Origin of the sequence: Blautia hydrogenotrophica DSM 10507, from assembly GCF_034356035.1 — a bacterium.
Lineage (GTDB): Bacteria > Bacillota > Clostridia > Lachnospirales > Lachnospiraceae > Blautia_A > Blautia_A hydrogenotrophica.
Window position 1 is genome coordinate 868,516 of the sequence record NZ_CP136423.1, and the last position, 19,430, is coordinate 887,945.

Sequence of the window (19,430 nt, forward strand, 5' to 3'; positions counted from 1 at the left end):
GTGAAATAGAGGAAAGAGAAATTTACGGCAGGATGGGAAAAATGTGGTATTATTATGTCAGAGATTCTAAGCAGGAAGATTCTATTGAGCGAATTCTGAAAAGAGAGTTGGGATTGAACAGGAAGCAGATCAGCCGTTTGAAGTTTCAGGAGAATGGTTTGAGCGTGGACGGATGCCAAAGGAGGAGCACGGATTGGCTTAGAAGAGGAGAGACTTTAGCGGTTAGTCTGATGGACAGACAGGGAGGCACGCTAGAAGAGTTGAAAGAGGAACCGCGGGTTCTCTATGAGGATGAATCTTTGGTTGTCGTAGAAAAGCGTTCTGGTCAGGTGTGCCATCCCAGCGGGATGCATTACAGAGATTCCCTGGCGAATCAGTTGGTTTGGCATTTTCAAAACCGTCAGGAAAACACTTCCGTTCGAATCATTGGACGGCTGGATAAGGACACATCAGGAATCGTGGTGGCTGCGAAACATAAGATAGCAGCGCAGAAACTTTCCTGGCAGCGTGACAGGGGGATTTTTGGAAAGGAATACCTAGCGTTGGTCCACGGGGAGTTTTCAGATTTTGACGGGTTCCTTCGAGAACCGATCGCGCGGGTTCAAGGACATCCTCTGAAAATGAAAGTCTGCGCTCAGGGTAAACCGGCAAAAACTCAGTACCATGTGATTGCCCAGAACAGAGGATATGCACTGGTAAGCTGCCGGCTATATACTGGAAGAACCCATCAGATACGGGTTCATATGCAGAGTATCGGACATCCACTAGTCAACGATGTGATCTATGGACTGGGGGAACAGGACGATTTTGCAAAGACTTTGGAGAATGAGCAGAAGATTGCAGGAGACAGACACAAAAAACTTGGGCTACATGCGGCAAAAGTATGGATGAGACACCCTCTTTCTGGGGAAGAATTGATTTTAGAATCTGCCTGTGATTTTCTTGCATGGATAGAAGTATTGTGATGGAAAAGAAAAAGGGATTGGAGGAGAAAAAATGGCAAATTTTTGTAAGTATTGTGGGGAACCGCTGAAAAGTGGAAGTAGCTTCTGCGGAAAATGCGGACGGCCTGTACAAAAGCCCGTGCCGAGGGCTGGTCAGGCGGAACAAGGACGGAAAAAAACAGGGATGCCTAAGACACCGCCTCGCCGGGATTTCGACCAGGGAGAACGCGAACAGACCCCCCCGGTGATGCTTGAGGAACCCCCTCGCCGGAATTTTGAGCAGGGGAAACAGGTCAAGAAAGACTTAAAGGGGAGAAGAAATTCCGGGAAGAGACAAAGCGGACTTCCCAAAAGTCTAATTCCGCTGGCAGCGGCATTTTCAGTGTTTGCGGTAATTTTGTTGGTGTCTCTAATTCTGTTTGTGGCTGCGAAGCACAGCAAAGGAATAGACACCAGCTCTCCGGAGAAGATCGTTGGCAGTCTACTGGAACAACTGGAAGCACAGGATATGGAAGGGGCTTTGGCCTGTTTTTCTTCTGAAGAGGCGGCCGGGAATTTTCAGTATGAAAAATATGTGGAGGTTTATGACCAGGAATCCGCGGACACTTTGCTTCCTGCGGAGGATGAAAAGGTGCTTCTGATTAATCAAAGAAAGCTGGAAGGGCAGGCGGCAGACCAGGTTGCTTCCACAATCCGTGTCATTGGCTTGGGCGAGACGGCCGGCCGGCTCTCGGCGGAAGGGGTCACTCCGTGGAAAAAGCTGGGACTTAGCAAAAAGGAATACGTAGAAAATGTGGACAGTAAGAATTTAAAAAAGCTGTCCGTGGAGAGAGTAGAGCTGGCGGCTCAGAAGAAACAAAATACGGATGAGACTCAGAAAGAGCTGAACAAAGAAGGAGCTGTTTACGGGGCACAGGAGCGCAGAGAATATGTGGCATTGTACACGGTGGGAGAGACTTCCTATATCCAGGGATTTACTGTGGACTGCTATGACGGCGAATGGAAGATTTTCAGCATGACCAGTAAATTAGCGGGGACTCCCGCTTTAGGAATCCCCGAGACAGCAAAGAAATCGGCGGAGTTTGACGAATATACGGAGTAGGGCAGAGCAGAAGGCGCTACTGATCGTTGATCATTTCGACGGCAGACAGGCTTCGTATTCGTTTTGACGGTGCACAGGATGCCGCGGCGACTGCGAGAAAGAGGAACAAAAGTATCATCAGCAGAGGCTTGACCGGAAGGGTCCAGGTTGCATAGTCAAAGTGTGAAGTGATGAGGCAGTCGTACAGCCATTTATTTGCCGGCAGTCCTACCGCACAGCCGACAAGACAGCCGGACAGAGCATAGGTAAACGCTTCGGCAACGATCATTTTGGATATTTTATGTTCATCCATACCGACAGCACGCATAATTCCATAAGCTTTGATTCTGGCGGAGACACTCATGGAGATGGTGTTGACGATGTTTAGGATGGTGACTAAAGTGATGACGGCCAGGAACCCGTATATGCAGAACACAAAGGCTGTGTAGGTTCCTGTAGTGCTTTGACTGCGGCTGTCATGAAAGACACCGCTGCTGCCTATAAGGTCCTGGATCGCAGCGACATCCCCGTCCGACGCGTTCTTTGTAGTCTGTATCAGAATGAGCGAGTAATCAGAAATACCGGTCAGTCGGACGAAGGTGGCGCTGGAGGCGATCAGGGTGATTTGCCCGTCAGTGAGCCCATCACTGCTGAAGGGATCGTATTTCAATAGACCTGCGATGATAAGCTCTGTGCCAGCGATCTGTATTTGATCTCCGATTTTGAGAGGGCTGTCTTTATCCCAGGTTGCAAGGACATAATTGTCGTTTTCGTACACTTTTGAGAGATCGCTGCCCGTTTTCAGCATATCGTCTTTTGCAAGGCATTCTAGGTCAAAATTATCGTAGGAGATGAGATCTGCGGTGTCAGAGCCGGATTTCTCGTTCCGTTTTACGGGAAGCTGGAAGCAGCTTCTGCGTCCAAAGACACGTTTTACGCCTTCCATATTGCAGATGGTGTCAGGCAGCTGGCTGTCCAGAGAATTGGAGTCATCCTTGGTGGATATGGTAATGTCAGCGGCGCTGGAGGACTGGGGCATGAGATAGCCGACGAAATCGACCAGAACCGAGAAACACAGAAAAAGAAGAATACTCAGGGCGAAGGAGCTCATCATGAGGGCTAAGTTTTTTTTGGAAGAAACCGCGTGGGAGATGCCAAGGGTGGTTTCAATCTTGAAAAAACGTGTGCTAGCCGCATGATGCAGCTTCTTTTTGTATTCCGGGTTTCCAGCGACGGCTGCGATGGGGGAGACTTTTGAAGCTTTTCTGGCAGGAGAGCTGGCGGCGAGTAATACCGTGATAAGTCCCATGAGGATTCCGCTGGCGATCCCGATTTTACTGATTCCAAAGAGAGGAATGTAAGAAAATTCTTCTCCTACGAGGAAACGTAAAGCTGCGCACAGAATCCAAGCAGCCAAAATTCCAAGCAACACTCCTGCCGGAATTGCTGGTTTGCACCAGTTGAGAGCTTCTAGTCTCACAAAGCGAATAATCTGCTGACGACTCATTCCGATGCAGCGCATCATTCCGAAAAATTTTGTCCTCTGGGCCACGGTACTGTTGAGGCTGCTAGAGATCATCAGTACTCCGGCGACCAGTATCAGTACGAACAGAATGGCTGCGGCCAGGTAGAGTGACTGAACCATTTCACTGTGGCTTAAATCTTGCAGGCTAACGTTTCCGTGCTTGGACAGCAGTCTGGTCTGTTCCATCCTGACTCCCATTTCTGCCATGCTGAAGACGGAAGTAACTAAAAATACGGAAAAAACAATGCACAGGAGGGTCATACGATTCTGACGGCGGTGGACTTTGGCAAAGATAGGGATTAGGCTGAGATAGCTTTTCATTCATAGCACCTCCCAAAATCAGTGACAACTCCGTCAGAGACTTGGAGTATCCGGTCCGCAGTCTGAGCAATGCTTCGGCTGTGGGTAATTAGGATTACTGTTTGTTCATACTGTTTTGAGGCTTCTTTTAGCAGAGAGATCACTTCACTGGTATTGCGTGTGTCCAGATTGCCGGTGGGCTCGTCGGCGAGAATCAGTGATGGCCTTGTGATCAGGGCACGTCCGATCGCCACACGCTGCTGCTGTCCGCCGGAGAGTTGATTGGGCAGATGGTGCCGGCGGTCTCTTAAGCGTAGTACTGTGAGCAGTTCTTCCAGGTATTTTCGGTCCGGTTTTTGGTAGTCTAAAAGTACGGGAAAGATGATGTTTTGCTCCACCGTCAGTTCAGGTATCAGATTAAAACTCTGGAAAACGAAGCCGATGTTTCTGCGGCGAAAGATAGTCAGACTGCTCTCCTTCATGGCGAAGATGTCTTTGCCGTCGATGAATACCTTGCCGGCTGTCGGTACATCGAGGGCGCCTACCATGTTCAGGAGCGTACTTTTTCCAGAACCGGATTCCCCGACGATCGCGACAAATTCTCCTTTCGGTACGGAAAAAGTGACTCTTTTCAATGCACGGACACAAGTTTCACCGTTACCGTAAGTTTTAGAGACGGATTTTACTTCCAGTAAATTCATTGGTTTACACCTCTTTCTGTCTTGATATAGAAAGGTTAATACACCGACATGACTGTCAGGTGACAGACAGCCTACAATTTTGTAGGAAATGATCTATTCTGATGCAGAAATTAGAAAGCTGATGGTGAAGGTTGTGCCACCTCCTGGATAACTGTCTGCTTCGATGGTTCCGCTGTGGGCTTCGACAATCGTTTTTGCAAGAGAAAGGCCAAGGCCGACGCCTTGAACATCCTGAGAGAAACGACTGCGGTAAAATCTCTTAAAGATATGGGGAAGATCCTCTGGGTGGATACCGCTTCCGTTGTCTTTTATGAGGATTTGGACCACAGACGCAAACTGTTTCCATTCAATCTGAATGGTATCGCCTTTTTCTGTGTGATCGAAAGCATTTTTGACAATGTTGCCGATCGCTTCTAAAAACCAGTTGCGATCGCATGGAAAGGTTACGGAATCGTTTCCCAAGAGAAGAAAAATTTTTTCCTCCTGTTTTGCGCGGTAGGCGAATCGTCTTTGGATATCATCCATCATTTCAGCGATCATTTCAGCGTGTTTGCCCATCACAATGGTGCCGGAGTCAAGTTTTGCGATTTTTAGCAAATTTTGCACGAGTGTCTCGATTCGGTCCAATTCTTGTTCGGACAGGGAAAGGAACTCCTGGATGGTGGGCAGCGCTTTGGATTCTTCCTGCATAATCCCGTTATAGATATTCAGGGCGGCCAAGGGAGTCTTTAGTTGGTGAGAGATGTTGGAGAGGGTATCTTTCAAATATTTTTTTTGCGCTTTTTCATTTTCAGCATGAGCTTTTAGGACAGCAGCCAGGGAATTGATCTCGTGAAACAGGAGGTAGAGCTCGCCTTCCTGGTCACATTCGATTCGCGCTTCTTGGTTTTTGCCAAGGAATTCTCTCATCTGTACGATGGCATTTTCTATGAGTTTGTCCTGTTCAGAAAAATAGTGAAAGACAGCTGTCAATATGCCAAGTCCTGTGCATAGAGATAAGATTAATACGCTAAAAGATGCGTATTTAGGCGTAAGCTTTATAAAGACAATGCAAAATAGGGCAAAAAAAACAAGGATAAGAGTCAGAACGTGAAAAAGCCGTCTGATTTTTTGATTTGCCAATACGTTCATACTTCACCTCCATCTAGGATATTCCATTTGTAGCCCATGCGCCGGACCGTGACGATTCTGCTGGGGGTTTTTGGGTTATCTTCGATTTTTGCCCGCAATCTTCGGATATATACGGTGAGGGAACTGTTGTCTATATAGTTTTCCTCACAGTCCCAGAGTCTGCCCAGAATCTGTTCCGGTGAAAGAACAATATTTGGGTTTTCCATAAAAAAGCATAGCAGTTTATATTCGCCGGCAGTTAGCTGGATTTTCATCCCGTCCTTGAATACTTCCCGTTTCAGCATTTGTACTTGAATTCCGTTGGAGTTTAGTTCTATACTGGGCTGACTGAAGTTTTCGCTCCTGCGCAGAAGAGCGTTGATTCTGGAGAGCAAAACCGCCAGCTTGAAAGGTTTTGTGATATAGTCGTCGCCTCCGATGTCAAGCCCCATGGTAATCTCGGTCTCCTCGTCGGCAGCCGTGAGAAACAGAATTGGTACCTTGGATGTTTTTCTGATGTCCTGGCACAGGTCGTAGCCGGAACCGTCTGGAAGCGATACATCTAGGATAATCAGATCACAGTTTATTTTGCTCCATAGTGTTTTGGCTTCCAGGTAGGTCCGTGCGATATGGAGCTCGTACCCTTGCTTTTTCAGAGCATAAGAAAGGCCATGTATCAGGCTGAGGTCGTCTTCGACAAATAAGATGCGCTTCATTCAGTTTTCCCTCTTTTCGCAGTGTGTTGTATTTACAGGTATCGTATAACATTATATACGGTTCAGGGGGTGAAGCCAATCTTTATTGTGAGAAGGCGGGAGTTTTTTCGGAATCCAGTAATTGAGATGACAAGAGAAAAGTGTTACAATAAGATATCAGAAAGCTTTTGACTAAGTAAGAGGTAAGGGGGAGAGAGTATGTTTTGTGAGCGATGTGGTGCGAAATTGGAGAACGGGATGATGTACTGCCAAAACTGCGGCGCGCCGGTAAAAAGTCAGAATTCAGGAAAACCTTACGGTGATTTAGACAAGACAGTGGCTTATCACGAGGAAGAGGAGAAAACCGTTGCCTACCATGAACAGGACGAGGATAAGACGGTCGCTTACTATGAGACGGCTTATCAACAGCCCCGTTATGGGAAAGAAAGCCGAAGCAGAGAAGATTTCACGGAGCAAAATTATGATAGTCAGTGGTATAATCATCAGTCATATGGGGAATCAGAACCATATAGAGAGAGCTATCGCGGGGAATCGGGCTATTCTGGCGGCAATTCACCGAAAAAAAATAACAAGCCCTGGCTTTATGTGGTTTTAGGTGTGGTGGTGACATTGCTGGTAGTGTTTATCGCATTTGAACTGAAAGCGCTGCTGAGTCTGAACTCTGAGGAAGAAGAGACGGTGGCTGAGAGTCAGCAGGCGGATGAACAGAAGGATACGGATGAGGATACTGTGGAAAGTGAGTTTACACCTCAGGCTACACCGACACCTATGCCTACTCCTGTACCGACGGCTACGCCTGTGCCTGCAACCGCACCGGCTATGTCTAGCACGGGAGGGTATCTGGGTAATGACTACATCTTTCCAGACAGTGCAGTTAGAGAGCTGACCGAGGCGGACTTTGCCGATAAGACGGAGTGGGAGCTGAAGGTGGCGAGAAATGAGATCTATGCCCGTCATGGTCGAATGTTTGATACGCCTGGTCTGGATTCGCATTTTCGCAGTAAGAGTTGGTATGTGCCGAGTATTCCGGGGAGTCAATTTAACGATACAGCGCTACTGAATTCCACGGAACAAAAAAATGCAAAGAAGATTTTAGACTATGAATTGGCGCACGGGATGGAGACCTAAGGACAAGGGGAATTCCAGGAGAGCGCGGCAGAAAAAGAGAGGAGAGAAAAGAAGAATTATGGAGCGCAGAAACGCATGGCTGAAATATCAGGATAAGAAAGAGATTTTTGAATTTTGCGAAGGCTATCGTAGATTTATTAGCGTCTGCAAGACAGAACGGGAATGTGTTGCCCAGGTAATTGCCGATGCCAAGGAACGTGGCTATCGGGATTTAGAAGAGGTGATTGCCCAGGGTGAGACTCTAAGGCCGGGGGATAAAGTGTATTCCGCGATTATGGGCAAGAGTATTGTTCTTTTCAGTCTGGGTAAAAAGCCAATGGAAGCGGGAATGAACATTGTGGGGGCACACGTGGATTCTCCGCGTCTGGACTTAAAACAGAATCCTCTGTATGAGGACGGAGGGCTGAGTATGCTAAAGACCCATTATTATGGAGGCGTAAAAAAATACCAATGGGTAGCTCTACCGCTGGCGCTTCACGGTGTGGTGGCAAAAAAAGACGGCAGTACTGTACAGGTTGCGCTGGGGGAGGAGGCATCGGACCCGGTGCTGGGCATCTCAGATCTGCTTCCACATTTGGGGAGAACTCAGATGGAGAAAACAGCAGACAAGGTAATTGAAGGAGAGAGCTTAAATATCCTGGTAGGAAGTATTCCGTTGGAGGGAGAAGAAAAGGAGCCGGTTAAGAAGATGGTTCTAAGACTTCTGGAAGAAAAGTACGGAATTTTGGAGGAGGATTTTCAGTCGGCGGAATTGGAGGCGGTTCCGGCAGGTGAGGCCAGGGATTATGGGTTGGACCGCAGTATGCTGATCGCCTACGGACATGACGACAGAATTTGTGCGTATCCATCTTACCAGGCTCTTTTGGACCTGGAGATGCCTGAGAAAACCTGTGTGTGTCTGTTGGTGGACAAAGAGGAGATCGGAAGTGTGGGAGCCACTGGAATGCAGTCCCGCTTTTTTGAAAATGCAGTGGCCGAGGTGCTCAACTGCATGGGAGAATACAGTGAGCTGAAAGTAAGGAGGGCGCTGCGCAATTCCTGCATGTTATCCTCCGATGTGAGCGCGGCTTTTGACCCCAACTATCCAGAAGTGATGGAAAAGAACAACAGCGCTTATTTCGGGCTGGGGCTGACCTTTAATAAGTATACCGGGGCCCGGGGAAAATCCGGCTCCAACGATGCCAACGCGGAGTACATCGCCCGTCTGCGCAGGGTGTTTGACCAGGAAGATGTCTCCTATCAGACCGCGGAGCTTGGCAAGGTTGACCAAGGAGGAGGCGGCACGATCGCCTATATTCTGGCAAACTACGGGATGGAAGTTATCGACAGCGGAGTGGCAGTCCAGAACATGCATGCACCTTACGAGGTAGCCAGCAAAGTAGACATTTATGAGGCATACAGAGGTTATCGGGCGTTTTTAAAGGAGATTTGATATGATTTTATTTAACTGTGATTATAATGAAGGAGCGCATGAGTCGATTCTCCGACGTCTGGCGGAGACGAATATGGAGCAGACGGCAGGTTATGGGGAAGACCTATACTGCCTGTCGGCTCAAGAAAGAATTCAGAAGTTGTGTGAGGCTCCCCAGGCGAAAGTATATTTTTTGTCAGGAGGTACGCAGGCAAATCTGACGGTGATCGCAGCTGCGCTGCGGCCTCATCAGTCGGCCATAGGAGCGGTCACCGCCCATATCAATGGACATGAGACCGGAGCAGTGGAGGCCACAGGCCATAAGATTCTCACGGTGCCGTCTCTGGACGGAAAACTGACCGCTTCCCAGGTGGAGGAGCTGTACCGGGAGCAAGTTTTGGAAAATGATGCTTTTGAGCATGTGACGAAGCCAAAGCTGGTCTATATCTCCAATCCCACGGAGCTGGGCACGATCTACCATGAAAGAGAGTTGAGAAAACTTCATGAGGTCTGCCAAAGGTACGGCCTGTACCTGTATATGGATGGGGCACGTCTGGGATACGGTCTTGCCGCAAAGGACAATGATCTGACATTGGCTAAGATCGCGAAGTACTGCGATGCCTTCTACATAGGTGGCACGAAGGTGGGAGCCCTGCTGGGAGAGGCCGTGGTGCTGACGAATCTGGAGCTTCAGGAGGATTTTCGGTACATCGTCAAGCAAAAAGGCGGTATGCTGGCGAAGGGAAGAATTCTAGGAATCCAGTTTGATGAGCTGATGAAAGACGGACTCTATGAGAAGCTGGGAGCTCACGGAGACCGGATGGCCGATCGGATTCGGGGGGCTTTTCGGGAGAAGGGATTCAATTTTTTGGTGGAAAATGAAACAAACCAGATTTTCGTCATTCTGAGGGATGATCAGATACAAAAACTGGGCGAAAGGTTTGGTTATTGTCCGCACTGCCGAATGGATGAGAACCATAGTGCAATCCGCCTTTGCACCAGTTGGGCCACTCGGGAGGAAAATGTGGATACATTGGTCGAGTTCATAAAGGGACTGTGAGTTTTAAAATAGAGAATTTTGACATGGAAGATGGGAAGCTCTCGTTAGCTTCCCATTAGCTTTTTACTGTAGCTTTTTTAAAATTTGAACCGTGGTGTTCACAGCCTGGGCGAACGCCTCCCGGTCCTCAGGGGAGAGGTTGTTTATTTTGGCCGCCATCGTCTCTTTTAATTTCACTTCTTCGATTTGCATCATCTCTTTTCCGTAGAGTGTCAGCTGTACCAAAACCAGCTTACGGTTTTTTTCGTCCTGAATTCGTTCCAGGTAGCCGGCTTTCACCAGGGGAGCAACAGCTCGGGTCGCCTGTTCCTTGGAAGATGCGATGTAGGCGGCGAGTTCCGACATCGTTAGCGGTGATTTAGCAGTCAGAGAGAGTAGAATGCAAAGCTGGGTCTTAGTGAAACCGTGATCCTTAAAGTCGACGGTATTTAGAATAACTTTCTGACAGAGAGGAAATACTTCTATCAGGGCGGAGATCGGAGTCATCTTGGTATCTTTTGGATTGCTCATAACAGTTCCTCCATACTTGTACTACGAGAATATAACATCATTATAGTTTTATTATAGTCAAACGTCAATAATTGATATTCATCAATAATATTAAGTAATCCCCTTTTGTTTTATTTTTAGACGGAATTATGAATTTTCATAGAATTTTCACATATTTGATACTAATCAATAGTTGACAAAAATCAAACAATGGAGTAAATTGTAGATAACTTGTTGAAGATACCGTTGGAGGAAGCTATATGGATTTGCAGGAAAAACACAAACCCAAAAAACCGATACTGTTTTACTATTTGATTGCGGCAGTGATTCTCTTGCTGCTGAACGCATTGGTGTTTCCGTCTATCAGGGAAGGAAGCATTCGGGAAACCACGTATTCGGATTTTTTGGACGGATTGGATCATAAAGAAATAGAAGAAGTCCAGTTGGAAGAGAATGTGATTTACTATTCCGTGGAAGAAGACGGAAAAGAGGTTGTCTGCAAGACGGGACGAATCCCTGACGATGGGGACTTGGTAACTAGGTTATATGAATCTGGGGCAAAATTTACGGAAGAGATTCCCACACAGCAGTCTCCGCTGTTGACGATGCTGTTTAGCTGGATTGTTCCCATTTTAATTTTTGTCTTTATCGGGCAGATGCTCAGCAGAAAGATGGCAAAGAGTATGGGCGGCGGTCCGGGAGCTATGATGTTCGGAAAGAGCAACGCGAAGATATACGTGAAGTCATCCACCGGAATTAAGTTTTCAGATGTGGCCGGTGAAGACGAGGCTAAGGAATTGCTGACAGAGATTGTAGATTACCTGCATTACCCAGAAAAATACAGGGACATCGGAGCTTCTATGCCGAAAGGAGCGCTTTTGGTTGGACCTCCAGGTACAGGAAAAACTCTGCTGGCAAAGGCAGTAGCAGGTGAAGCTAACGTGCCATTTTTTTCCATCTCCGGTTCCGAGTTCGTGGAGATGTTTGTAGGTATGGGCGCCGCGAAGGTGCGGGATCTGTTTAAGCAGGCCAATGAGAAAGCGCCCTGCATTGTGTTTATTGATGAGATTGATACGATTGGAAAGAAGAGAGATGGACAGGTCGGCGGTAACGACGAGAGAGAGCAGACTCTAAACCAGCTTCTGACGGAGATGGATGGATTTGACGGTTCTAAGGGAGTCGTGATTTTGGCGGCGACGAACCGGCCAGATTCCCTGGACCCGGCGCTTTTAAGACCGGGACGTTTCGACCGGAGAATTCCAGTAGAACTCCCTGATTTGCAAGGAAGGGAAGAGATTTTAAAGGTACATGCGAAGAAGATAAAAATTGCTGATAATGTGAATTTCTATGAGATTGCGAAAGCAGCCGCCGGCGCTTCCGGAGCTGAGTTGGCCAACATCGTAAATGAGGCGGCTTTAAGAGCAGTTCGAAGCGGTAGAAGATTTGCGACTCAGGCGGATATGGAAGAAAGCATTGAGGTGGTCATTGCCGGATATCAGAAGAAGAACCGTGTCCTGTCTAATAAAGAGAAACTGATCGTGTCTTACCATGAGATCGGTCATGCTTTGGTAGCGGCGAAACAGACAGAGTCTGCGCCGGTGCATAAGATTACGATTATTCCTAGAACTTCCGGAGCTTTAGGGTATACGATGCAGGTGGAGGATGGAGAACATTATCTGCTGAGCAAAGAAGAACTGGAAAATAAAATTGCTACTCTTACAGGAGGAAGAGCAGCGGAGGAGCTGATCTTTCATTCCATCACCACCGGAGCGTCCAATGACATTGAGCAGGCGACGAAGTTGGCGAGGGGAATGATTACGAGATATGGCATGAGTGATGAGTTTGACATGGTGGCTATGGAAAATGTCAGCAACCAGTATCTGGGTGGAGACAGTTCTTTGGCATGTTCCTTTGAGACTCAGACGCTGATTGATAAGAAAGTCGTAGAACTGGTGAGCACTCAGCATGAGAAGGCGCGGCAGATTCTGCGAGATAACATGAAAAAACTCCATGAACTGGCGAAGTATCTCTATGAAAATGAGACGATCACCGGAGAAGAGTTCATGGAGATTTTGAACAAATCGGATTCTCAGAATGAGTATTCAGGTTCCTGAGCTTATCAGTCGCAGAGTTCTGCGATTCGATATAGAAGAGTTTCCGTATCTTCCCAGCCCAGACAAGGGTCAGTGATGGACTGTCCGTAGGTCTGGGAGGAAGAAAGGGGTTGACAGCCTTCCACCAGATAGCTCTCGATGAGTAACCCTTTGATTAGGGTGTGAAGTCCAGAGTTTGTCCGGCGGGAGTGAAGCACATCCAAAGCGATGTTAATCTGTTCTTTAAAGTGCTTGTTGGAATTGGCATGGTTGGTATCAACCAGGACCGCCATATTCCGCAGGCACTTTTTTTCGTATTCCCTGCGGCAGTATTCCAGATCATGAAGACTGTAGTTAGGAAGAGGCATTCCATAACGATTTTGGCCGCCTCTTAGAATTCCGTGGGCCAGTGGATTTCCATCGGTTGTGACTTCATGTCCGCGAAAAATGAAACGTTGGGACTGCTGAGCCGCATAGATGGCATGAAACATGATAGACAGATCTCCGCTGGTAGGGTTTTTCATTCCTACAGGAATATCCATTCCGCTGGCAGTCAGACGATGCTGTTGGTTTTCCACTGATCTAGCTCCCACTGCCTCATAGGACAGCAGGTCATCCAGGTAGCTGCGGATTTCTGGATATAGAAGTTCGTCGGCTGCGCTGAGGCCGCTTTCATAAAAAGCGCGCAGATGAAGCTTTCGCACAGCCACAAGTCCTTTAGCCAGGTCGGGAGAAAGGAGGGGATTTGGCTGATGAAGCATTCCTTTATAGCCTGTGCCCGTGGTCCTGGGCTTGCTGGTGTAAATGCGAGGGATGATCAGCAGGCGGTCTTTAGTTTTCTCACTGATTTTAGCTAGGCGGCAGACATACTCGCAGACAGCGTCTTCTCGGTCCGCAGAGCAGGGACCGATGATAACCAGAAAACGATGAGATTTACCGGTGAAAATATCGGAAATTTCTCTGTCACGCCGGCATTTGGCTTCTTTCATTTTTTCAGAGAGAGGGTAAGTCTCTTTGAAATCAGAGGGAAGCGGCAGTTCTGTATGGTAATAAAATGACATATTGGTCCTCCCAAATAGGTTCTGATAAAATGTAACTGTTCAGCCATAACAGTTCGGATTAGCTGCTACACAGCTTATATTGCCGCATATGTGGCGAAACACCATATGCCTGATAAGAGTGGAACACCTCTGCAAGCAAGCTTGCTCCGAATTTTTGCTCTTATCAGTCGCATGGCTGAATAGTTACGATGAGATATCTTTATCATACTATAATGTGTTGGAAAATCAAGCAAATTGTATTATACTGTTAAAAGAACACACGTGCTTATTTGGCTTTGGGGGATATATCAGACGAAGAAAGGACAGGTGAGAAAAATGTTTTTTTATATGCCTACGAAGGTGTATTCAGAAGAACAATGCGTGAAGAGACATGGGAGTGAGTTGGCAGCTCTGGGAGAGAAGGCTTTGCTTGTGACAGGGAGACACTCTGCCCGTTCCAACGGTTCTCTCAAAGATGTGGAAGAGGCTTTGGAGTCTAATGGGACAGGATATATCCTGTTTGATGAGATCGAGGAGAACCCTTCGATGGAAACAATTATGAGAGCGAGAGACCTGGGGATAGTTCAGGGAGCAGATTTTGTCGTTGGAATCGGCGGTGGTTCACCCATGGATGCGGCGAAGGCGATTGCATTGATGATGCGTCATCCTGACCAGGATATGGATTATCTGTACCAGAAAGGGGTGGACAGCAGTGCCTGTCCGGTGGTGGAGATTCCCACTACCTGCGGAACTGGGTCAGAGGTGACTCCTTATGCGATTTTGACCATTCATGCCAAGAGAACGAAATCTAGTATTTCTCATAAAATCTATCCGTCATTGGCTCTGGCAGACCCAGGTTATTTGAAATTTGCTCCTGAGAGTGTGTTGCAGTCCACAGCGATTGACGCGCTGGGACATTTTTTGGAGAGTTATCTAAACAGCAATGCCACAGACTATAGTCGGATGCTGGTCCGTGGGGGAATGAGAATCTGGTCAAAATTTCGGGATGTTCTGGATAGAAAGAGAGAACTCATAGAGGAGGATTACCAGGAAATGCTAAACGCTGCTACATTGGGCGGGATGGCGATTACTCATACGGGGACTTCTCTTCCTCATGGTTTGAGTTACTATGTGACTTATGAGGAGAAGGTTGCCCATGGCAAGGCAGTGGGAATTTTTCTTCCAGGGTATCTAAAGGCGGCGGATTCCCAGACGAGCCGAGAGCTTTTGGAACTCATAGGATTCCAGGAGATCGAAGAGTTCCGCGCCTATATCGGCCGTGTTCTGGGCGAGGTGATGATGCCAGAGGAGTTACGGGCGCAGGCGGTGAGAGGACTTCTAGAAAATGCTGAGAAACTGAAGAACTGCCCGTTCTCAGTGGATGAGAGGGCACTGAGAGAGATTATTGAATATTCATTAGACTGAATACAGAAAGCACCGCAGACATTTTTGTCCGTGGTGCTTTTATGTCTGCGGTCTGTATGTTTAAAGGTAAAATTTGTGATACTGAAAAGCCGTGTCTAAGAAAGCCAAGGCCATAGAGAAAAAGGTCAGTAAAATTAAGAGAAAGATGGAACCTTTGTCGTACACGAACTGAACTTTTTCACTGCGCAATCTGGACCCTAGGACTTCCAATCCTAGCAGAATGAAGATAAAAGGCCAGAGGCGGTAGATAAACTCATAGGACAACGAGGGATAAAACATGTGAGCCAAAAACAGGCTTCCAAAGACAACGAGAAGACATCCCAGTGTTAGACTTCCAACTCTATAGATTCTTGTCATCTTCATCCAACTCCTTTGACTGTGGCTGCGTGTTGTCCTTTTCCTCTGGTTCCCCGGTCGGTGCTTCTGTGTGGTTGTTCTCGTCTGAGACGTCTTGGGATTTTGAAGGAATCAGGGGATTTGTTTGCTCGAAATCCGCATCCTGAGAAAATGGAAAATCTATGTTTAAATCAGGATTTTTCTCCTGACCATAGTCCTGCTCTTTGTTCAGCTGGTCTTTCTTTCCGGAGATCAGGTAAAGACCAAAAGCAATGATTGCCACGGCGATGAAGATCTGGGGTAGATTATAGCTGAAGCTGTTCAACACGTTGTAGAGAGCGTTCGGGAGGAACCAACCTAAGAAGTCTAGAAGGCTGTTCCACAGCAGACTGATTCCAAGTAAGATCAACACCCACGCGGTTGCTGTTTTGTGCCTTTGGAAAAAATCTTTCATGTTCTGACAGGAATACTCGTCGCAGGTATCAAAGAAAAGAATACGGTCTTCGATGGTGTAGAATTCTTCATCCGGCAAGGCGCGCAGATTGTGTGTGTGGAAAAAACTGTAAAACCAGAGCACCGGCAGCAGGAAGATCAGAAAATTCAGGTTAAAACCGGAAATCAGGGCGAAAACCCCCCAAAATGCAATCATGATACTGGCTCCCTGTTTCAGAAAGCCTAGATACATCTCGCCTGCGCCAGGCAGAAGCGAGAAAAGAAAAGTCCAAAATCCACTTTTTTTACTTGTCATCATAATGAAATACCTCCATAGTTGTTAATTTGTCTGTGAAAGCTCTCAACTGATCGCCTGCTCTGTCTGTGTGTTGCGAGAGTTTGGCGGACCAGGAAAGCTCTGCGGTCTGTGCGGGCATAGAATGGGCCAAATTCAGAGCAAAACTGCTGGTGAACAGAAGGGTGAGTGCACTCAGGACCGCAAATGAAATTTTTAGGCTGTAGAACAAAAGTTCCAGTTTCTTTGTCGTTCTGTTTAGAAGCTGTTCTGCACCTACAGTAGGCGACTGACTTTGAAGCAAAATGCTTTCTTTCAAATTTTTAGGAGCATGTAAGAGTCCTTGGCTTTCCAAACGGGATGCAAAGGCATGAGCGCTATAGTCGTCAGCCGCGATTTTGTGCAGTTCTTCCAGCTGGCAGTGCTTTTTGTCCATGGCCATATCCCTCCTTTTCGTAGAATTTTTTTAACATTGCTTTGGCTCTGTAGACCTGAGTTTGAACCGTCTTTAAATTTTTTCCTGTTCGCTGGGCGATCTCGCTGAATCCGAGCTCCTGGTAGAAATATAAGACTGCGATTTCTCGGTAAGGTTCTTTGAGAAGACGACAGTATTGCAACAACTGTGTGCGAACCTCCTGTTCCAGAATGTTTTCTTCCAAAGTAGGCCCCCTGGTCTGAAGCTGAAGAAAATATTCATCTTCTGTAGGATAAGTGTTTCGCCCAGCACGCTTTAAGTAGTCGATACATTTGTTTGTCGCTATCCGGGTAAGCCAAGCTTTTTCATTTCTACCGTCGAAGTGGGAGAGGTGTTTGTAGGCAGAGAGAAACGTCTCCTGCGTCAGATCCTGAGAATCAAAATAATTTCCTGTCAGCCGGTAACAAACCGTAAAAATTAAGTTTTCATAAGTGTCAATCAGATATTCCAGTTGTTTTTGAGCTTGGATCGAAAACACCTCCCCTCTTTGCTGTCTTCACCTATTATAACGAGAGGATTTCCATTCTGTCTTCAAAAAATGATTTTTTTCTTTACATTTTTTTAGAGAACTGATACCCTCAGTGTACAAGGGGGAACCTTTATGAGAAAAGAATGTGTTACGCTGTTATAGAATGGTCTGACGCCTTTTTAAATGCAGAGAGCATGAAACAAGGCGGCGTAAGGATGAAAATTAGACTATGAGAGGAGGATGACATTGCAGAATAATACAAAGAAAAAGAGCAGGAAAAAGATGGGACTGGCGCTGGGAGTGGCTGCAGCTGTAGGCTTGGGGGCTGGATGCTGGTTTCTGTTTCTCAGACAGACGCCCCAGGATTTTGTCCAGGCATATATGGATTGTATTGAGGCCAGGGATTATGAGAAAATGTATGAGATGTTGGACGCGGACAGTCAGGAGAGAATCGATCAGGAGAGCTTTCTCACCCGGAATCAGAATATCTATGAGGGGATTGAAGTCGAGGATTTGAAGCTGGAGTTTAAGAAAAAAGACGGCGACAAGAAATGGATAAAATACACGGCGACCATGAATACGGTGGCCGGAGAGCTGACCTTTGACAACCAGATGTATGTCCATCGGGAGGGGCTTGGCCTGAAACTTCAGTGGGAGGACACCTCTATCTTTCCAGAGCTGCACTCCACAGACAAGGTGCAGGTATCTTCCTCGGAGTTTCAAAGAGGGGGAATCTACGACCGTGAGGGGAAGACTCTGGCAGGCCAAGGGATTGTCTCATCGGTGGGGCTGGTCCCGGGAAAGATGAGCGTAGACCCTACGCAGAGGGAGGAAGATATTCAAAAAATGGCTGATCTTCTGGAAATATCCGCAGAGAGTATAGAGAATTCTCTGGATGCGTCCTGGGTCAAGGATGATTCTTTCGTCCCCGTGAAAAAGATAGAGAAGAACCATACAGTGGAGAACACGCTGCTGGGAGAGAATTTCGACAGTGAGCTGGTGAAACAGCTGGTGGAGATTCCGGGCGTCATGGTGACGGATGCTGAGGACAGAGTCTATCCTCTGGGGGAAGTGGCCTCCCATTTGACCGGATATGTGCAGAGTGTGACGGCGGAAGATCTGGAAGAACGAAAAGGCAAAGGATATGACGCGAACAGCGTTCTGGGAAAAAGTGGGCTGGAGAGTCTTTATGAGGATGAACTGCGCGGCACAGATGGTTGCAAGATTTCCATCGTAGACCAGGATGGACAGGAGCGGACGGTGCTGGCGAAGAAAGAGACGGAAAACGGGCTGGATATCACCACGACCATTGACTCTGAGCTTCAGGAGATGCTGTACCGGCAGTTTGAAAATGACAAAAGCTGCAGCGTGGCCATGAACCCCTTCACAGGAGAAATTTTGGCTCTGGTCAGCACGCCGTCCTATGACAGCAATGATTTTGTGCTGGGAATGTCGCAATCTGTCTGGGACAGTTTGAATGAAGATGAAGATCAGCCGATGTATAACCGGTTTAGGCAGACTTGGGCGCCTGGTTCTACCTTTAAGCCGATGACGGCGGCTATAGGGCTGAGTACAGGGCGTTTGGCTGCGGATGAGAATCTAGGCTACAGTGGTACGAGCTGGCAAAAAGACAGCTCTTGGGGATCCTATCACGTGACCACTCTGCATGATTACGGTGAGGATGTCACCCTGCGAAACGCATTGGTTTATTCGGATAATATTTATTTTGCGAAAGCTGCGCTAAAAATTGGCGCAGATACTCTAGAGGAACAATTGAAAAAAATCGGCTTTGGTCAGGAGCTTCCATTTCCTATCAGCGTCACCTCGTCCCAGTACTCTAACGAGGAACACATATCCACCGAGGTTCAGCTGGCGGACAGCGGGTACGGGCAGGGCCAGATGCTGGTGAATCCTATTCATTTGGCCAGCATCTACACTGCATTTTTGAATGAGGGAGATATGCTGAAGCCGAAGCTTTTGCAGGAAGAGAATCCCCAGGGAGAAGTCTGGATTTCTGACGCGTTTACTGAAGAAGCGGTTCAGACGGTGGCAGAGGATTTAAAGGATGTGGTGAACAGCCCGGAGGGAACCGGCTATGGACTCCACTTAGAGGGTGTGGAGCTGGCAGGCAAGACCGGAACGGCGGAGATCAAGGATACGGTGGAGGACACCAGCGGCACGGAGCTGGGCTGGATGGCCGTCTACACGACAGACCCTGACACGGAGAAACCGCTTTTGCTTCTGACCATGGTACAGGATGTGAAAGAGCGAGGCGGCAGCGGCTATGTGGTGGACAATCTGCGGCCAGTGCTGGAGAGTTATCTGTTGGGACAAGAGTATACGAAACCGAGTCAGGATGAGCCGGAATAGAAAGAGCTTGCGGTTAGGAGGGAGGAGCAG

Annotated in this window: 18 protein-coding genes; 8 read left to right on the forward strand and 10 right to left on the reverse strand. The window is 47.6% G+C overall.

Annotated features, from left to right (window positions below):
• Positions 1-41: 41 nt before the first annotated feature.
• Together BLHYD_RS04195 and BLHYD_RS04200 are read left to right on the forward strand one after the other, a co-directional pair.
• Complete coding sequence (locus BLHYD_RS04195; protein ID WP_196795178.1) at positions 42-965, forward strand: RluA family pseudouridine synthase; 924 nt, start codon at positions 42-44, stop codon at positions 963-965.
• A gap of 31 nt (positions 966-996) precedes the next feature.
• The gene (locus tag BLHYD_RS04200) at positions 997-2,046 is read left to right on the forward strand and encodes a zinc ribbon domain-containing protein (RefSeq protein WP_005949154.1); all 1,050 of its coding nucleotides are present in this window, start codon (positions 997-999) and stop codon (positions 2,044-2,046) included.
• Between the two features lie 16 nt (positions 2,047-2,062).
• On the opposite strand, the gene BLHYD_RS04205 is transcribed toward BLHYD_RS04200, so the two are convergent.
• The 4 genes from BLHYD_RS04205 to BLHYD_RS04220 all read right to left on the reverse strand — a co-directional run bounded on the left by BLHYD_RS04205 (position 2,063) and on the right by BLHYD_RS04220 (position 6,377).
• Positions 2,063-3,871, reverse strand: coding sequence for an ABC transporter permease (locus tag BLHYD_RS04205; protein WP_005949155.1), 1,809 nt, complete (start codon positions 3,869-3,871; stop codon positions 2,063-2,065).
• Positions 3,868-4,551, reverse strand: a complete 684-nt coding sequence (locus BLHYD_RS04210; protein ID WP_005949157.1) for an ABC transporter ATP-binding protein — start codon at positions 4,549-4,551, stop codon at positions 3,868-3,870. The genes BLHYD_RS04205 and BLHYD_RS04210 overlap by 4 nt, the downstream gene beginning before the upstream one ends.
• Before the next feature lie 93 nt (positions 4,552-4,644).
• The gene (locus BLHYD_RS04215) at positions 4,645-5,682 is read right to left on the reverse strand and encodes a sensor histidine kinase (RefSeq protein WP_005949159.1); all 1,038 of its coding nucleotides are present in this window, start codon (positions 5,680-5,682) and stop codon (positions 4,645-4,647) included.
• Entirely contained in the window at positions 5,679-6,377 is a 699-nt protein-coding gene (locus BLHYD_RS04220; RefSeq protein ID WP_005949161.1) for a response regulator transcription factor, read from the reverse strand. The genes BLHYD_RS04215 and BLHYD_RS04220 overlap by 4 nt, the downstream gene beginning before the upstream one ends.
• A 198-nt stretch (positions 6,378-6,575) precedes the next feature.
• Here BLHYD_RS04220 and BLHYD_RS04225 point away from each other — a divergent pair, with 198 nt between their 5' ends.
• The 3 genes from BLHYD_RS04225 to BLHYD_RS04235 are packed head-to-tail and all read left to right on the forward strand — an operon-like array spanning position 6,576 to position 9,976.
• Positions 6,576-7,505 carry a YARHG domain-containing protein gene (locus BLHYD_RS04225; protein ID WP_005949165.1) on the forward strand — a complete coding sequence of 310 codons (930 nt, stop codon included), beginning with the start codon at positions 6,576-6,578 and terminating at the stop codon, positions 7,503-7,505.
• Between the two features lie 58 nt (positions 7,506-7,563).
• Positions 7,564-8,937, forward strand: a complete 1,374-nt coding sequence (locus tag BLHYD_RS04230; RefSeq protein ID WP_040350681.1) for an aminopeptidase — start codon at positions 7,564-7,566, stop codon at positions 8,935-8,937.
• A gap of 1 nt (position 8,938) precedes the next feature.
• Positions 8,939-9,976 (forward strand): threonine aldolase family protein, encoded by a 1,038-nt coding sequence (locus BLHYD_RS04235; protein ID WP_005949169.1) that lies wholly within the window; start codon positions 8,939-8,941, stop codon positions 9,974-9,976.
• A gap of 63 nt (positions 9,977-10,039) precedes the next feature.
• Here the strand turns inward: BLHYD_RS04235 and BLHYD_RS04240 are convergent, their stop codons facing one another.
• Positions 10,040-10,486, reverse strand: coding sequence for a MarR family winged helix-turn-helix transcriptional regulator (locus tag BLHYD_RS04240; protein WP_005949171.1), 447 nt, complete (start codon positions 10,484-10,486; stop codon positions 10,040-10,042).
• Between the two features lie 239 nt (positions 10,487-10,725).
• Between BLHYD_RS04240 and ftsH the strand changes: the two genes are divergently transcribed.
• Entirely contained in the window at positions 10,726-12,579 is a 1,854-nt protein-coding gene (ftsH, locus tag BLHYD_RS04245; RefSeq protein ID WP_005949173.1) for an ATP-dependent zinc metalloprotease FtsH, read from the forward strand.
• A gap of 5 nt (positions 12,580-12,584) precedes the next feature.
• Here ftsH and BLHYD_RS04250 read toward each other — a convergent pair whose 3' ends face one another.
• Positions 12,585-13,619, reverse strand: coding sequence for a 3-deoxy-7-phosphoheptulonate synthase (locus tag BLHYD_RS04250; RefSeq protein WP_005949175.1), 1,035 nt, complete (start codon positions 13,617-13,619; stop codon positions 12,585-12,587).
• Between the two features lie 315 nt (positions 13,620-13,934).
• On the opposite strand from BLHYD_RS04250, the gene BLHYD_RS04255 reads away from it, so the two are divergent.
• Positions 13,935-15,023, forward strand: coding sequence for an iron-containing alcohol dehydrogenase family protein (locus BLHYD_RS04255; protein ID WP_021844600.1), 1,089 nt, complete (start codon positions 13,935-13,937; stop codon positions 15,021-15,023).
• A gap of 60 nt (positions 15,024-15,083) precedes the next feature.
• Here the strand turns inward: BLHYD_RS04255 and BLHYD_RS04260 are convergent, their stop codons facing one another.
• From BLHYD_RS04260 to BLHYD_RS04275, 4 genes are read right to left on the reverse strand one after another with little or no spacing between them, the layout of a single operon-like run.
• Positions 15,084-15,380, reverse strand: a complete 297-nt coding sequence (locus tag BLHYD_RS04260) for a LiaI-LiaF-like domain-containing protein (RefSeq protein ID WP_021844601.1) — start codon at positions 15,378-15,380, stop codon at positions 15,084-15,086.
• Entirely contained in the window at positions 15,364-16,110 is a 747-nt protein-coding gene (locus tag BLHYD_RS04265) for a hypothetical protein (RefSeq protein ID WP_005949181.1), read from the reverse strand. Before BLHYD_RS04265 ends, BLHYD_RS04260 begins: the two co-directional genes overlap by 17 nt.
• Complete coding sequence (locus BLHYD_RS04270) at positions 16,097-16,522, reverse strand: hypothetical protein (RefSeq protein WP_005949184.1); 426 nt, start codon at positions 16,520-16,522, stop codon at positions 16,097-16,099. Before BLHYD_RS04270 ends, BLHYD_RS04265 begins: the two co-directional genes overlap by 14 nt.
• On the reverse strand, positions 16,473-17,039 hold the full coding sequence (locus BLHYD_RS04275; protein ID WP_005949186.1) for an RNA polymerase sigma factor: 567 nt from the start codon (positions 17,037-17,039) through the stop codon (positions 16,473-16,475). Before BLHYD_RS04275 ends, BLHYD_RS04270 begins: the two co-directional genes overlap by 50 nt.
• Before the next feature lie 231 nt (positions 17,040-17,270).
• On the opposite strand from BLHYD_RS04275, the gene BLHYD_RS04280 reads away from it, so the two are divergent.
• Positions 17,271-19,400 carry a penicillin-binding transpeptidase domain-containing protein gene (locus BLHYD_RS04280; RefSeq protein ID WP_005949188.1) on the forward strand — a complete coding sequence of 710 codons (2,130 nt, stop codon included), beginning with the start codon at positions 17,271-17,273 and terminating at the stop codon, positions 19,398-19,400.
• Positions 19,401-19,430: the final 30 nt, after the last annotated feature.